Source organism: Rhodococcus sp. NCIMB 12038, assembly GCF_002165735.1.
In the GTDB taxonomy this organism is placed as follows: Bacteria; Actinomycetota; Actinomycetes; order Mycobacteriales; family Mycobacteriaceae; genus Rhodococcus_F.
Map to the genome: position 1 here is coordinate 39302 of NZ_NHML01000009.1, position 14728 is coordinate 54029.

14 protein-coding genes are annotated in these 14728 nt (G+C 68.2%); 5 read left to right on the plus strand and 9 right to left on the minus strand.

Going from position 1 to position 14728, the window contains the following annotated elements; all coding sequences use genetic code 11:
- Positions 1-83 precede the first annotated feature (83 nt).
- On the plus strand, positions 84-1763 hold the full coding sequence (locus tag CA951_RS15180; protein ID WP_087557618.1) for a DNA repair helicase XPB: 1680 nt from the start codon (positions 84-86) through the stop codon (positions 1761-1763).
- A 37-nt stretch (positions 1764-1800) separates the two neighbouring features.
- Positions 1801-2469, plus strand: coding sequence for a DUF3239 domain-containing protein (locus CA951_RS15185; protein WP_087557619.1), 669 nt, complete (start codon positions 1801-1803; stop codon positions 2467-2469).
- Here CA951_RS15185 and CA951_RS15190 read toward each other — a convergent pair.
- The 8 genes from CA951_RS15190 to CA951_RS15225 form a co-directional block, all read right to left on the minus strand.
- Positions 2466-3029: a GNAT family N-acetyltransferase gene (locus tag CA951_RS15190; RefSeq protein ID WP_087557840.1), complete on the minus strand. Its 564-nt coding sequence runs from the start codon at positions 3027-3029 to the stop codon at positions 2466-2468. The two genes, CA951_RS15185 and CA951_RS15190, sit on opposite strands and share 4 nt — an antisense overlap.
- Positions 3030-3115: 86 nt before the next feature.
- Positions 3116-4105 carry an LLM class F420-dependent oxidoreductase gene (locus CA951_RS15195; protein WP_087557620.1) on the minus strand — a complete coding sequence of 330 codons (990 nt, stop codon included), beginning with the start codon at positions 4103-4105 and terminating at the stop codon, positions 3116-3118.
- Between the two features lie 13 nt (positions 4106-4118).
- Positions 4119-5345, minus strand: a complete 1227-nt coding sequence (locus CA951_RS15200) for an MFS transporter (RefSeq protein WP_087557621.1) — start codon at positions 5343-5345, stop codon at positions 4119-4121.
- Complete coding sequence (locus CA951_RS15205; protein WP_087557622.1) at positions 5342-6685, minus strand: LLM class flavin-dependent oxidoreductase; 1344 nt, start codon at positions 6683-6685, stop codon at positions 5342-5344. The genes CA951_RS15200 and CA951_RS15205 overlap by 4 nt, the downstream gene beginning before the upstream one ends.
- A 24-nt stretch (positions 6686-6709) precedes the next feature.
- Complete coding sequence (locus CA951_RS15210; RefSeq protein WP_087557623.1) at positions 6710-7585, minus strand: ABC transporter permease; 876 nt, start codon at positions 7583-7585, stop codon at positions 6710-6712.
- A complete protein-coding gene (locus CA951_RS15215) occupies positions 7578-8414 on the minus strand; it encodes an ABC transporter ATP-binding protein (protein ID WP_087557624.1) in 837 nt (278 codons plus the stop codon). The genes CA951_RS15210 and CA951_RS15215 overlap by 8 nt, the downstream gene beginning before the upstream one ends.
- The gene (locus tag CA951_RS15220; protein ID WP_143543057.1) at positions 8411-9499 is read right to left on the minus strand and encodes an ABC transporter substrate-binding protein; all 1089 of its coding nucleotides are present in this window, start codon (positions 9497-9499) and stop codon (positions 8411-8413) included. The genes CA951_RS15215 and CA951_RS15220 overlap by 4 nt, the downstream gene beginning before the upstream one ends.
- Positions 9500-9537: 38 nt before the next feature.
- A complete protein-coding gene (locus CA951_RS15225; protein ID WP_087557625.1) occupies positions 9538-10608 on the minus strand; it encodes an ABC transporter substrate-binding protein in 1071 nt (356 codons plus the stop codon).
- A 279-nt stretch (positions 10609-10887) separates the two neighbouring features.
- Here CA951_RS15225 and CA951_RS15230 point away from each other — a divergent pair, with 279 nt between their 5' ends.
- Positions 10888-11808, plus strand: a complete 921-nt coding sequence (locus CA951_RS15230) for a sigma-70 family RNA polymerase sigma factor (RefSeq protein WP_087557626.1) — start codon at positions 10888-10890, stop codon at positions 11806-11808.
- On the opposite strand, the gene CA951_RS15235 is transcribed toward CA951_RS15230, so the two are convergent.
- Positions 11783-12382, minus strand: a complete 600-nt coding sequence (locus CA951_RS15235) for a carboxymuconolactone decarboxylase family protein (protein WP_087557627.1) — start codon at positions 12380-12382, stop codon at positions 11783-11785. The genes CA951_RS15230 and CA951_RS15235 overlap by 26 nt on opposite strands.
- 120 nt (positions 12383-12502) lie before the next feature.
- On the opposite strand from CA951_RS15235, the gene CA951_RS15240 reads away from it, so the two are divergent.
- Positions 12503-13690, plus strand: coding sequence for a pyridoxal phosphate-dependent aminotransferase (locus tag CA951_RS15240; RefSeq protein ID WP_087557628.1), 1188 nt, complete (start codon positions 12503-12505; stop codon positions 13688-13690).
- The gene (locus CA951_RS15245) at positions 13687-14718 is read left to right on the plus strand and encodes an AraC family transcriptional regulator (protein ID WP_087557629.1); all 1032 of its coding nucleotides are present in this window, start codon (positions 13687-13689) and stop codon (positions 14716-14718) included. The genes CA951_RS15240 and CA951_RS15245 overlap by 4 nt, the downstream gene beginning before the upstream one ends.
- Positions 14719-14728: the final 10 nt, after the last annotated feature.

The following is a 14728-nucleotide window of genomic DNA, read 5'->3' on the forward strand; positions in this document are numbered from 1 at the left end:
GCCGCGACGTGGCGCGCCGCCGCCCGGATCAGGACAATGGACAGGCTGGCTACATCCGGCACCGCATTTTCGAGGAGGCTTCCGTGACCGACGGACCGTTGATCGTCCAATCCGACAAGACCCTGCTGTTGGAGGTCGATCACGAACGCGCGAACGACGCCCGTCAGGCGATCGCCCCGTTCGCGGAACTCGAGCGCGCGCCCGAACACGTCCACACGTACCGCATCACCCCGCTGGCGCTGTGGAACGCGCGCGCCGCCGGGCACGACGCCGAGCAGGTGGTCGATGCACTGGTCAACTTCTCCCGGTACGCGGTGCCGCAGCCGCTGCTGGTCGACATCGTCGACACGATGGCCCGGTACGGGCGCCTGCAGCTGGTGAAAAACCCCGCCCACGGTCTGACGCTGGTCAGCCTGGACCGCGCGGTCCTCACCGAGGTGACCCGGCACAAGAAGATCGCCCCGATGCTCGGTGCCCGCGTCGACGACGACACGGTGGTGGTCCACCCGAGCGAGCGCGGCCGTCTCAAGCAGTTGCTGCTCAAGGTCGGCTGGCCGGCGGAGGACCTCGCCGGGTACGTCGACGGCGAGGCGCACGCCATCGACCTGGACTTCGAGGGCACGTCCCCGGGGTCGGCGGACGGCAAGTGGCATCTGCGCGACTACCAGGAGATGGCCGCCGACTCGTTCTGGGCGGGCGGATCCGGCGTCGTCGTCCTGCCCTGTGGTGCGGGCAAGACGATGGTCGGTGCGGCGGCGATGGCCAAGGCGAAGGCCACCACGCTGATCCTGGTGACGAACACGGTCGCGGGACGGCAGTGGAAGCGCGAGCTGATCGCGCGCACGTCGCTGACCGAGGACGAGATCGGCGAGTACTCCGGCGAGCGCAAGGAGATCCGCCCGGTCACGATCGCCACGTACCAGGTGATCACCCGGCGCACCAAGGGCGAATACAAGCATCTCGAACTGTTCGATTCCCGCGACTGGGGTCTCGTGATCTACGACGAGGTGCACCTGCTGCCCGCCCCGGTGTTCCGAATGACCGCCGACCTGCAGTCCCGCCGACGCCTCGGCCTCACCGCCACCCTGGTGCGCGAGGACGGCCGCGAGGGCGACGTGTTCTCGCTGATCGGGCCGAAGCGGTACGACGCGCCGTGGAAGGACATCGAGGCACAGGGGTGGATCGCTCCCGCCGACTGCGTCGAGGTGCGGGTGACGCTGACGGACGCCGAACGCATGGCGTACGCCGTCGCCGAACCCGACGAGCGATACAAGCTGTGTTCCACCGCACACACCAAGATCGCGGTGGTGAAGTCCATCCTGGAACGGCACACCGACGCACCGACGTTGATCATCGGCGCGTACCTCGACCAGCTCGACGAACTGGGTGAGGCGTTGAACGCCCCGGTCATCAAGGGGTCGACGAAGAACAAGGAGCGGGAGGAACTGTTCGACCGTTTCCGGGCGGGCGAAATCCAGACGCTGGTGGTCAGCAAGGTCGCGAACTTCTCGATCGACCTCCCGGAAGCGTCTGTCGCCGTGCAGGTTTCGGGAACGTTCGGGTCCCGTCAGGAGGAGGCTCAGCGGCTGGGGCGCCTGCTGCGGCCCAAGCACGACGGCGGCCAGGCCCACTTCTACTCGGTGGTGGCGCGGGACACGCTCGACGCCGAGTACGCCGCCCACCGGCAGCGGTTTCTCGCCGAGCAGGGGTACGCGTACCGGATCACCGACGCCGACGACCTGCTGGGCCCGGCCATCGGGTAGCCGCCTGCCACCGGAGCGGGGCCTCTAAGCTGGGGCCGTGCGACATTTCGAGTTCACCGTCGACCGGCCCTACGCGAAGTCCGTCAACCAGACGTTCGCCGACATGCGACGCCTGCAGGTGTCGGCGATCGTGGTGGCGCTGCTGTTCGCGGCCGCCGCTGCCGGTCTGATCCTGCTCGCCCACCCCTGGTCGATCATCCTGGGTGCCGTCGTGGCGATCGCCGCGCTGACGTCCGTGTGGGTGGCGTTCTGGGTACCGAAGAAGGTCGGCAGCATCGAGGACCTGTACGCGAAGAGCCCGCTGGTGCCCGCCGTCGTCTCGGAGGTCCATCCCCGCGCGGTGACCCTGCTGTCGCTGATCGACATCGCGAAGCCGTCCGCGGGCCACCCGTCGTACGCCCTCGTCACCCGCAACGTTCCGATCCGCACCGGCCAGAAGCAGCGGGTGGGTGACCGGGTGCCGTCCGTCGCCCTGCTGAACGACCGCAACACCCACAGCGTGGCCGATACCTGGGAGATGGTCAGCCCGATGCCGATCGCGTGGGGCACCCGCGACGCGGCCGTGCGGTCCCGCGCGGAGGTCGCCATCGATCAGGTCGAGTGGGATTTCCTGCAGAGCCGGATCGCCGAGTCCGAGCACATCCGGACCAGCCCCGACCAGCGGGTCGCGGTGTCCGAGCACGACCTTCCGGAAGGCTTACGCTAGCCCGGCCAGCCTTCGGCCGGTTGCCGCGGGTCGCCGGCCAGCAGGGCGGCGGCCCACGAATCACGCCGGACGCCGCGCTGCACCAGTCCGGCGCGCTGGACTCCCTCGAACCGGAAGCCCACCCGGCGGGCGACCGCCGCCGAGTCCCGGTTGCCGACGAACGCACGCCATTCGATGCGTTCGAGCGCCATCCCGTCCGGACGAAACGCGAAATCGCACACCAGGTTCACCGCCGTCGTCATCAGCCCCCGCGAGCGTGCGGACGACGACAGCCAATACCCGATCTCCGCAGCCGTCAGGTCCCGGGCCATCAGGCCGATCATCCCCAGCACCGGCCCGTTCTCGTGTCCGCGCAGCGCCCAGGTGGGGCTGCGGTCGGCCCAGCCGGTCGGCACCGTCTGCCGCACGAACTGCTCTGCGTCCGAGCGTGCGTACGGGGCGGGCATCGTCGTCCACTCGGCGATCGACGCCTCACCGCACGCCGAGCAGATCGCGTCGATGTCGGTGACGACCGGTGGGCTCAGCCACACGTTGTCGGCGGCGAGGGTGACGACGAACATGCCCGCCACTCTATGCCCGGATAACTGCCGTCAGCACGTCCGGCCGAAGGGCCGGCCCTCAGCACGTCCGGCCGAAGGGCCGGCCATCAGCGCAGCGCCGGCAGGACCTCTTTCTCGAAGAGTTCGATGCCCGAGGTGTCGTAGGCGGCTTCGGGGAAGTAGAAGATGCCGTAGGACATGCCGAGTTCCTTCAGCGCCGACAGTTTCTCGACGATCTGTTCCGGTGTGCCCACGCCGGGCATGCCCCGGAAGGCTCCGAGCGCGCCCTCGGCGGCGTCGGCGCCGACGTGGGGGGTGAGCCGGTCCTTCAGGGTGAGCAACCGCTGCTCGACCTCCGCCTCGGTGGTGCCGATCGCGACGTTGTAGTTGGCCGAGCGGGTGATGGCGTCGAAGTCGGTGCCGACGGTGTCGCAGTGCTTACGCAGGATCTCGGACTTCTGTGCGAATCCGTCGGGTGTGCCGTCGAAGTTGGTGTACTGCGCGTACTTTGCCGCGATCTTCAACGTCACCTTTTCGCCGCCACCGGCGATCCACAGCGGAATGCCGCCGTCCTGCAGCGGAAGTGGGCGGACGATGGCGCCGTCGACCTGGTAGTGCTTGCCTTCGAGGGTCGCGGTGCCGTTGGTCCAGGCCTGGCGCATGATCTGCACGCCCTCGTCGAGGCGGCCGAGACGCGTACCGGCGGAGGGGAATCCGTACCCGTAGGCCCGCCATTCGTGCTCGTACCAGCCGCCGCCGATGCCCATCTCGATCCGTCCGCCCGAGATGAGGTCGGTGGTGGCGGCGACCTTGGCGAGGTAGGCGGGGTTGCGGTAGCTCATCGCCGTACACATCTGACCGAGACGCACCCGCGACGTGACGGCCGCGAACGCGGACATGAGGGTCCACGCCTCGTGCGTGGCCTCCTCGGTCGGGGCCGGGACGGTGTGGAAGTGGTCGTAGACCCACAGTGAATCCCAGGACGAACCCTGGTCGGCGCGCAACGCGAAGTCGCGCATCACCGACCATTGATCCGCGGGATCGATTCCGACGAGATCCAGACGCCAACCTTGAGGAACGAACAATCCGAAGCGCATGAAACGAATGTACCTATGCTTCCTGTTTTTCGAGCGGTGAGGAATCCGGCTCCGCCGCGGGCGGCGGTGGCCAGGGCGAATAGACGGGGATGAATCGGAACAGGAGTCCGGCGCCGAGCAGCGCCGCTCCCCCGATCGCGGCGACGGCGGCGCCGAGCGGGACCACCGCGGCGAGCGCGCCGACCCCGAACGGTCCGGCGAACATGCCGGTATCGTGGGTGAGCCGCCATGCTGCGAGGAATTCGGCGCGCGTGGCCGGTGGCGCGATGTCGGCGCCGAGCGTCATGATGACGCCGTTGCCGAGGCCGTTGCCGATTCCCATCACGACGGCGACGACCCCGATCGACCACAGGTCGTGCGAGAACGGCAACGCCAGGTAGGACACGCCGATCACCAGCAGCGACGGCACCGCGATGAACCTGCGCCCGTACCGGTCCATGAAATGTCCGGCCGGATACGAGCACAGCAGGTCGACGGCGGCACCGACACCGAAGACGAGGCTGACCTGGGCGGCGTCGAGTCCGAGGTGGGCGGCCCACAGTGGGAGCACCGCTTCCCGGGAGGCGCGGGCCGCGCCCATCATGAGCGATCCGGCTCCGAGGGTGGCCAGCAGTTTCCGGTGGCGACGCAGGATCGACGGCAGCGTCGCGTGCCCACGTACGGAGGCCGGGTCGCGGCGCGGCGGGTCGGGGACCCGCGACATCAGCCACCCGGACAGCACGACGCCGACGAACTGCACCATGAACCCGCCCCGCGCGCCGACCACCAGGATCACCGCGGCACCGAGCAGCGGACCGACGAAGAATCCGAGCCGCCACATCGCCGCGAACGACGACATCGCCCGGGCCCGCAGTCCGATCGGCACGGCATCGGCCAGATAGCTCTGGCGGGCCAGCCCCCACACGGCGTTCGCGAGCCCGGTCAGCAGTGCACCGACACCGAGCATCCAGGGCGTCTGCGCGAGGAGGCAGACCAGTACTCCGGTGGCACCGACGGCACTGCCGCCGATGATCGACCGCCGCTCCCCGAACCTGGCGACGATCCGGCCCGCGGGCAGATCGCCGAGGACGGCGCCGAGCCCGACGACCGCGACGATCAGCCCGGACACAGCCACCGACGCACCCAGTTCGCGGGCCGTCAGTGCCATGACCGGGGCGGCGGCGCCCTGGCCGATGCCGAAGATCGCGGCGGGGATGAAGACGGTGGTAACGAGAGGCTTCAGACTGTTCTCGCCGCTCATGCGCTCGCTTCGTCGACCGCGCCCGCGAACCGGTTGTCGACGTCCGCGAGACCGTAGTGACCGCGCAGGGTGGTCGCCGTGTACTCCGTGCGGAACAGTCCGCGCTGCTGCAGGATCGGCACGACCCGGTCGACGAAGTCGTCGAGTCCGCCGGGAAGGTACGGCGGCATGATGTTGAAACCGTCGGCCGCGCCCTGCTCGAACCAGGTCTGCAGTTCGTCCGCCACCTGTTCCGGGGTGCCTGCGAACGTGCGGTGCCCGCGTCCGCCGCCGAGCAGCCCGATCAGCTGCCGTACGGTGAGCGATCCGTCCGCCGCGAGATCCTTCACCAGCTGGTACCGGCTCTTGTTGCCCTGGATCTCGTCCAGCGGAGGGAGCGGCGGCAGCGGGGCGTCGAGGGAATGCTTCGTGAGATCGACACCGAGCATCGTCGACAGTTGCCGCAGCGAGTACTCGGGCGAGATCAGATCGGTGAACGACTGCTCGAGCGCCTTCGCCTCCTCCTCGGTGTCGGCGATGAACGGCACGATGCCGGGCAGCACCTTGAGGTCGCCGGCGCTGCGGCCGTGCTTGACGACCCGCGCCTTGAGGTCGCGGTAGAACTCCTGCCCCTGCTCGAGGGTGCGCTGCGCGGTGAACACGGCCTCGGCGTACCGCGCCGCGAACTCCTTGCCGCTCTCGGACGATCCGGCCTGCACCAGCAGGGGCCGCCCCTGAGCGGATCTCGGCGAGTTCAGCGGGCCCTTGATCCGGAACCGCGGTCCGTCGTGGTCGATGGTGTGGACCTTGCCGGGGTCGGCGAACACGCCGGTCTCCGGGTCGAGCACCACCGCGCCGTCCTCCCAGCTGTCCCACAGGGCGAGGGCGACGTCGACGAATTCCTCTGCACGCTCGTACCGTCCGCTGTGCGCGGGGATGCCGTCGACGCCGAAGTTGGCGGCCTCGTCAGCGCCTGCCGACGTCACGATGTTCCAACCCGCCCGGCCACTGCTGATGTGGTCGAGCGAAGTGAACTTGCGGGCCAGGGTGTACGGGTCGGAGTAACTCGTCGACGCCGTGGCGATCAGCCCGACGTGTTCGGTGGCGACGGCGATCGCCGAGAGCAGCGTGACGGGTTCGAAGATCGCCTGCGTGTTGTGCTTGATCCGCGGTCCGACGGCGAGACCGTCGGCGAAGAACACCGAATCGAGCTTGCCGCGCTCCGCGATCCGGCCGAGTTCCTGGAAGTGAGCGACGTCCAGGACGCGGTGCGCCTCGGTGCGGGGGTGGCGCCACGCCGCCTCGTGATGTCCCACGCCCATGAGAAACGCGTTGAGGTGGAACTGGGAATTCTGTGACATGTAGTTTTTCTTTTCCGGTAAGGACTAGACCCGCCAGCGGGACAGCCTGCGTTCGATCAGTACGAGAACGGCGTTGATCGTCAGGCCGAGAACCGAGATGGCGACGATGCCCGCGTACATGTTGGGGATCTGGAAGTTGAACTGGGAGGCCGTGATCAGGTAGCCGAGCCCGGCCTTGGCCCCGACCATCTCGGCGGCGATCAGCACGAGGATGGACGACGCCGCGGCCATCCGGATTCCGGTGAAGATGGTGGGGACGGCGGCGGGCAGGACCACCTTCTGGAACAGGCGCACCGGCGACAACCCCAGCGAGGACGCCGACTTGATCAGCAGCGGGTCGACGGTGCGGACACCGGAGATCGTGTTCAGCAGGATCGGGAAGGTGCACGCGTAGATCACCAGGGCGATCTTGGACTCCTCACCGATGCCGAGGATCAGGATGAAGACGGGGAGCAGTGCCAGCGCCGCCGTGTTGCGGAACAGTTCCAGGATCGGGTTCAGGAAGTCCGACACGGGCCGGTACCAGGCGATGGCGATGCCCAGCGGGATCGCGATCACGATGGCCACGAAGAAGCCGATCAGCGCGCGGGAGAGGCTGGCGGACACGTGCTGCCACAGCTCACCGCTCTGGACCAGGTCGAAGAACGCCTCGATCACCGTGCTGAACGGGGGCAGGAACACCTCGTCGACGAGACCGACGCGGGGAGCGATCTCCCACAGCGCCAGGAAGGCGACGATCGCGATGGACGGCTTCAGGATCCGCCAGGCGATGGGCCCCAGCGCCGCGCCGGCACGCTGGACGGCACCCGGCTCGGGCGGGGTGGAAGCGGGTGTCGGAGCCGCGGTCCGGGTCGGATCGGCGGCGACGGGAACTTCGGGTGCCGCGAGTGCGCTAGACATGTGCTTCCTCCTTCTCGATAACCTGTGCACGCTCCACTTCGCCGTGCAGCAGCGTCCAGATGCGGTGCCGGTAGTGCCGGAACTGCTCGTTGGACCGGACGTCCTCGCCGCTGCGGTCGATGTCGATGTCCACGAACGTCTTCACCCGGCCGGGGCGTGACGTCAGGACGGCGACCCGCTGCCCGAGGTAGATGGCCTCGTCGATGCCGTGGGTGATGAACAGGATGGTCTTGCCGGTGGCCTTCCAGATGCGCAGCAGTTCATCCTGCAGCGACTCGCGGGTCTGCGCGTCGAGCGCGGCGAACGGCTCGTCCATCAGCAACACCTCGGGGTCGAACGCCAGGCTGCGGGCGATCGCGACACGCTGCTTCATGCCACCCGACAGCTCGTGCGGGTAGCGGTCGCCGAATCCCTTCAGACCGACGAGTTCGAGGTAGTGCTCGGAGAGTTCCCGCCGTTCCTTCTTGGGCAGTCCCTTCGCCTCGAGTCCGAACTCGATGTTGTGCCGTGCCGTCCGCCACGGCAGGAGCGCGTACTGCTGGAAGACGATGCCGCGGTCGAGACCGGGGCCGGTGACAGGCTTCCCGTCGAGCAGGATCCGGCCGGACGTGGGTGTGCTGAGCCCACCGAGCAGGTCGAGCAGCGTGGACTTTCCGCAACCGCTCGGTCCGACGAGGACGAGGAATTCGCCGTCCGCGAGATCGATGTCGATGTCTTCGATCGCGGTGAACTTGTCCTTCGACCCGCGCACGTCGAACTGCTTGGTGACGTGCTCGAGGCGGAGCTTGGGCGTCTGAACCCGGTCGGGATTCGAGGCGGTGGTGCTCATTTCTGTCCTTCCAGTACTTCTCCGTCGGGCCCGCTCTCGGCGGGGAACGTGCCGTTGGCGTACGGGTTGAATTCGTTGGTGTAGAGGTCGGTCGCGGTCAGCTTGCCCTCGTCGAGCTCCCCGTTCCGGACGAGCCAGTCGATCCAGGTCTGCAGCTCCTTCTCCTGGATCACGGCCCCGGCGATGGGAATTCCGGAGCTGCGCCAGTAGTCGATGGCCTCGTCGCTCTCATTGCGGCCACGTCGGTCGATGATGCTCTTCAGCCGTGCGACCACCTCTTCGCGCGGGGTCACCTGGGTCCAGCGGATGGCCCGGGCCGTGCCCTGCACGAAGTCCGCGACGGCGTCCTCGTTCTTCGCCAGGAAGTCGTCCCGCATCACGTAGGTGCCGTAGCTGAACGCGCCGAACAGATCCCGGTCCGTGAACAGCGGCCGGATTCCCCCACGCTCCTGGGCTGTTTCGCGGTAGATGCCGTTGATCGCGGCCACGTCGATCTGGCCTTCGCGCAGCGCCTGTTCGTTGTTCACGGGCGGAACGACGATCAGCTCCACCTGCTTGATCTCGTCCGGGGTCAGGCCCTGCTGGGCCAGCCACTCCCGGACGAGGAACTCGTGGTGCGCGCCGAGCGTGTTCATCCCGACCTTCTTGCCGATCAGGTCCCGCGCCGAGCGAATGGGGCTGCCGTCCAGCACGAAGTATCCCGTGAACTCGCCGGCGTCCGCGCCGTAGGAACTCAGCACCGACGTGATCGGCGCGCCCGCGGCGTTGAGCTTGACGACGGCTCCGTTGAAGGCCGAGCCGAACTCGACGTCACCGGTGGCCGCCGACTGGATGTCCTGCGGGCCGCTGGTGGTGTCGCCCACCCATTCGAGCTTGACCTTGTCGTAATACCCCAGGTCCTCGGCGAGTTCGTGGAATCCCACGTCTCCGGCCCACCCCTGGTACCGCAGGACCGTCTTCCCGTCCTCGGTGGTAGCGGTATCCGACGAGCCGGCACACCCCGCCACTCCCGAGGCCAGCGTGAACAGTGCCGCGGTCGCCGCGAGTGCGCGCACGGCGCCGCGCCGGAACCGGGAGTGGGACATCGACTTCACTTTCTCCTCGTGGGGACCTGGGGCGGAATTCACTTGGCGGCCAGCGCTTGTCCGTCGGGGCCGCTGTCGGCGGGGTACGTGCCGTTGGCGTACGGGTTGTACTCGTTGGTGTAGACGTCGGCCGGCGTGAGCTTGCCGTCCTCGAGTTCCCCGTTGCGGACGAGCCAGTCGATCCAGGTCTGGATTTCCTTGTCGGTGATCACGCCACCGGGACCGGCAATACCGGGCGACTTCCAGTAGCCGACGAGGTCGGTGGTCTCGTTGCGGCCGCGCCCGGTAATGATCTCCTTGTACTTCGCGATCACCTCGTCGCGCGGCGTCGTCTGCGTCCAGCGGATGGCCCGGGCCGTGCCCTGCACGAAGTCGGCGACGGCGTCCTTGTTCTTCGAAATGAAGTCGTTGCGGAACAGCAGCGATCCGTAGGTGAAGGAACCGAAGATGGACTCGTCGGTGAACAGCGGGCGGATGCCGCCGCGTTCGACGGCCTTGTCCCGGAACACGCTTCCGAGCGTTCCGACGTCGATCTGTCCCTGCCGCAGCGCCTGCTCGGTGTTCACCGGCGGCACGACAGTGAGCTCGACCTGCTTGATCTCGTCCGGGGTCAGTCCCTCCCGCGCCAGCCACTCACGCACGAGGAACTCGTGGTGCGCGCCGAGCGTGTTCATGCCGACCTTCTTGCCGATCAGGTCACGCGCCGACGTGATCGGGCTTCCGTCGAGCACGTAGTACCCGTTGAACGTCTCCTTGTCGGAGCCGTAGTAGCCGATGACGGACGTGATCGGAGAATCGGCCGCAGCAAGTTTCAGCACCGCTCCGTTGAACGCCCCACCGAAGTCGGTCTGACCCGTGGCGGCGTTCTGAATGCTTTGCGGGCCACTGGTGCTGTCGCCGATCCAGTTCAATTCGACCTTCTGGTAGTAGCCGAGGTCGGCCGCGAGTTCGGGGAACGAGACCTGGCCCGTGGTTCCCTCGTAGCGCAGCACGGTCTTGCCGTCGGCGGTCGTGGTGGTTTCGGATTTGGAGCAGGCAACGGCGAGACTGGTGAGGGAGAGGAGGGCGGCCGCGGCCGCCAGAGTCCGCGCGAAACGGGGACGAGTCATCGAAGGTCTTCCTAGTGTGTGGTGCCCGCGAACGACGAAGCAGCGGGTCGTGCGAGCGCACTCCGGCCGGCCCGGCGGTCGCCGGAGGGGGGTTGGCAGGACGTGCAGACGAAAAAGGGGTGCGGAAAAGCCAGGTCAGCTACGACAGCTGGAACACTGGAACATGGCAGACTCCCTGGACGTGGTGTGGTCGCCACACCATACGTCCGGACCCACCACCAGGGTCAACGGTTACGCACACGACGGATTTTATGTCTGGACCGCACGTAGGATATCGGCATGCCCACTGCGACGCTGGTAGACGAATTCGAGTCCCACCGGCGGCATCTGCTCTCGGTAGCGTACCGGCTGACCGGAAGTGTCAGTGACGCGGAGGACGCCGTGCAGGAGTCGTGGCTGCGACTCGACGACGCGAACGCCGCGACCATCCGCGACCTCGGGTCCTGGCTGACCACGGTGGTCGGGCGGATCTGTCTCGACCGGTTGCGTTCGGCCGCGGTGCGGCGGGAACAGTATGTCGGCCAATGGCTTCCGGAACCGGTCGTCACCGGGCTGTCGCCGTCCGCCGAGCCGGATCCCTTGGAAGCGGTCGTCCGGGACGAGGACAACCGCCTCGCGGCGCTGATCGTGCTCGACACCCTCACCCCGGCGCAACGGGTCGCGTTCGTGCTGCACGACGGTTTCGGGGTGCCGTTCGACGAGGTGGCCGGGATTCTCGGTATCGAGGCACCCGCGGCGCGCCAGCTCGCGTCGAGAGCCCGCAAGGCGGCTGCCGCAACGACACCCGCCGTTCCCGACGAGGAGCATGCTCTCGCCGTGCAGCGGCTGCTCGAGGCTCTCGCCGGCGGCGACCTCGACGCGGTGGTCGCGGCGCTGCACCCGGACGCCCTGGTCATCGGCGACGCCAACGGCACCACGAGCACCGCCGTCAACGTCATCCGCGGCGCCGACAAGTTCGCCCGCTTCTTCCTCGGCCTCGTCCAGCGGTACGGGCCGGAGGTGTTCACCGCCATGCAGCTCGTACTGGTCAACGGCCAGCTCGGCTATTTCACCGCCGGATTCACCGGAGACGAAGCCCACCGCAGCTCGCCTGCGCGAGTGGGTGGGTTCACCGTCCGCGACGGTCTCGTCTATGCGGCGTACGACATCGCCAACCCGGAGAAGTTCGCCGGGATCATGCTCCCGGACCGTCCGTCGTGACCGCGGCGTCGTCGGCCCACGGCACCCGGCACGAATCGGTGCCGAAGCCCTGTTCGGTGATGCCCAGCGCCGAGTACATCCGGGCGCGCATGTTCTCGATACCGATCTGATACGACAGTTCGACGACGCCGGCCCGGCCGAAGCGGTGCTCGAGGTCCGCGACCTGCTCGTCGGTGACAGTGGTGGGCGTCGCCGTCATCGCGTCGGCGTACGCGATGGCCGCGCGCTCGTCCTCGCTGTACGCGGGCGAGTCTGCGTAATCGGCGATGTGCTTCAGCCGCTCCACGTCCAGGCCGTCGAGGCGCTGCAGCATCGTGCCGAAGTCCACGCACCACGAGCAGCCGATCGTCCACGCCACGCGGAAGACGGCGATCTCGCGCACGTTCGCCGGGAGGACGGTCGACGCCTTCTGCACCGCCATCTCGTGCCGGGCCGAGGCGACGAACAGTTTGCGGTGATGGGCGAGCACGGCGAACGGCTCGGGCACCTCGTCGAACTTGTGGGCAGCATATTTGTAGGCGACCTTCACCAGCGGGCTCGCGTCCGCCGGGGCCACTGCGGGAATGCGGGGCATTGCGTCCTCCATCGTCACCGGGCGCCCTTCGCGCGCCGTCTACAGAGAAGACGAGACAGCCCCGCAGAACGTGACGCGGCCGTGTGCAACGGTCGCCGTCACACCGACTACGCTGCAGTAATGCCCGCAACGCCGCGCAACCGCACCGTCCAGCGCTTGCAGCCGTTCGCGTCCACAATCTTTGCCGAGATGACCGCGCTCGCCGTGCGTCACGACGCGATCAACCTCGGTCAGGGTTTCCCCGACACCGACGGTCCCGCGTCCATGCTCAACACGGCGCGGCAAGCGATCGCGGACGGGCTCAACCAGTACCCACCCGGCCCCGGTATGCCCGTGCTCCGGCAGGCGGTCGCCGCCGACCGCCTGGCCCGGTACGGACTCGACCACGACCCCGACTCGGAGGTGCTGGTCACCGTCGGCGCCACCGAGGCCATCAGCGCCGCCATCCTCGGCCTGGTCGAACCGGGTGAGGAAGTGGTGCTGATCGAGCCGTACTACGACTCCTACGCCGCCTCGGTCGCGCTGGCGGGAGCGGTGCGGCGCAGTGTCCCGCTCGCCCGCTCCGGCACGAAGTTCGTCGTCGACCTCGACGCTCTGCGCGCCGCGATCACGCCGAAGACCCGGATGCTGGTGATCAACACCCCGCACAATCCGACGGGCACCGTGTTCACCCCGGACGAGATCGCCGCGGTCGCGGAACTGGCCTGCGAGCACGACCTGCTGGTGCTGAGCGACGAGGTGTACGAACACCTGGTCTTCGACGGCCGGACGCACACCGCCCTGGCCACCCTCCCGGGAATGTACGAACGCACCGTCTCGGTGTCGAGCGCCGCCAAGACGTTCAACGTCACCGGGTGGAAGATCGGCTGGGCATGCGGTCCGGCGGAACTGATCGACGCCGTCCGCACCGCGAAGCAGTACATGTCGTTCGTCGGCGGCGGACCGTTCCAGCCCGCGGTGGCGCACGCGCTGAGCCACGAGCAGCAGTGGGTGAAGGAACTGCGGGACAGTCTCCAGACCAAGCGGGACGTGCTGTACGACGCGCTCGTCGCGTCCGGTCTGGAGGTCCATTCGGGCGGCGGCACGTACTACCTGTGCGCTGACATCACCGCGATCGGCGAACGCGACGGCATCGGCTTCTGCCGCACACTGCCGGAGCGCGTCGGTGTGGCCGCGGTGCCGGTCAGTGTGTTCACCGACCATCCGCAGCCGTGGAACCCAATGGTGCGGTTCGCTTTCTGCAAACAGGATCACGTGCTCGAGGAGGCCGCACGACGGCTACGGACCCTCGGGAAGCCCGGATCGTGACTGCGCGCACCATCCCCGCCGACTTCGTGCGGCGGTCGCTCGACCTCTCGGCGCGCCGCGGCGTCGACCTCTCCGCCGCGCTGTCGGCGGCGGGACTCACGACGGTGTCGCTGGAAGATCCGTTGGCCCGGTTGACGCCCACCCAGGTCACCGCGTTCACCCAGGCCGTCTGGCAGATCACGGGCGACGAACTCTTCGGCCTCGGCCCGGCTCCGGTCCCCCGCGGCACGTTCCGGCTCGTGTGCCTCGCCCTTATCCACACCGCGGACCTGTCCGCCGCCCTCGAGCGGATGGCCGACATCCTCCGTGCGCTGCCGTCACTGCCCGCGCTGCACATCGGCCCGGGTATCCACGGCGGCACCCGGATGACCATCGACATCCGCCCGGCGGCGGCCGAACTCTCCGCCGAGGAGGTGCAGTTGTCGCTCGAGGCGACGCGCGTCACCACGGACTTCCTGCTGATCCTGCTCCACCGGTTCGCGGCGTGGCTCGTCGGCAAGAGGGTCCGGTTGCTGGCGGTGGAACTGCCGTATCCGGCGCCGCTGCCGCAACTCGCCGAGAACTACGATCACATCTTCGGTGTCCCCGTGACATTCGATTCCGACATTCCCGCAGTCGAATTCGACAACGCGGTGATGCGGGCACCCATCATCCAGACCGAGGAGACGCTCGAGGAATATCTGCGCGAGTCGCCGACGCTGCTGATGTCGGAGCGCGACTACGACAGCACGGCGTCCGCGCAGGTACGCCGGGTCCTCGAACACGGCATGAAGGGCCGCACCTCGGCGGCCGAGGACATCGCGGAGATGCTGTCGATCAGCGTCCCCCACCTGCGTCGGCTGCTCCGGCAGGAGGGGACGTCACTGAACCAGTTGCGGGAGGAAGTGCTCCGCGACGCCGCCGTCGCCGGGCTCCGGCGCGGCGAGTCCGTGGACGACCTGTCGGCGCGGCTCGGCTTCTCCGAACCCAGCGCGTTTCGTCGCGCCTTCAAGCGCTGGACCGGCAGCACACCGAGTTCCTACCGCTGAGTGGTCGGCT

Coding starts and splice junctions, on each gene's coding strand:
- CA951_RS15235 (WP_087557627.1), bottom strand. CDS start 12,382: ATGCCCCGCATTCCCGCAGTGGCCCCGGCGGACGCGAGCCCGCTGGTG.
- CA951_RS15220 (WP_143543057.1), bottom strand. CDS start 9,499: ATGTCCCACTCCCGGTTCCGGCGCGGCGCCGTGCGCGCACTCGCGGCG.
- CA951_RS15190 (WP_087557840.1), bottom strand. CDS start 3,029: ATGTTCGTCGTCACCCTCGCCGCCGACAACGTGTGGCTGAGCCCACCG.
- CA951_RS15205 (WP_087557622.1), bottom strand. CDS start 6,685: ATGTCACAGAATTCCCAGTTCCACCTCAACGCGTTTCTCATGGGCGTG.
- CA951_RS15230 (WP_087557626.1), top strand. CDS start 10,888: ATGCCCACTGCGACGCTGGTAGACGAATTCGAGTCCCACCGGCGGCAT.
- CA951_RS15200 (WP_087557621.1), bottom strand. CDS start 5,345: ATGAGCGGCGAGAACAGTCTGAAGCCTCTCGTTACCACCGTCTTCATC.
- CA951_RS15210 (WP_087557623.1), bottom strand. CDS start 7,585: ATGTCTAGCGCACTCGCGGCACCCGAAGTTCCCGTCGCCGCCGATCCG.
- CA951_RS15195 (WP_087557620.1), bottom strand. CDS start 4,105: ATGCGCTTCGGATTGTTCGTTCCTCAAGGTTGGCGTCTGGATCTCGTC.
- CA951_RS15225 (WP_087557625.1), bottom strand. CDS start 10,608: ATGACTCGTCCCCGTTTCGCGCGGACTCTGGCGGCCGCGGCCGCCCTC.
- CA951_RS15215 (WP_087557624.1), bottom strand. CDS start 8,414: ATGAGCACCACCGCCTCGAATCCCGACCGGGTTCAGACGCCCAAGCTC.
- CA951_RS15240 (WP_087557628.1), top strand. CDS start 12,503: ATGCCCGCAACGCCGCGCAACCGCACCGTCCAGCGCTTGCAGCCGTTC.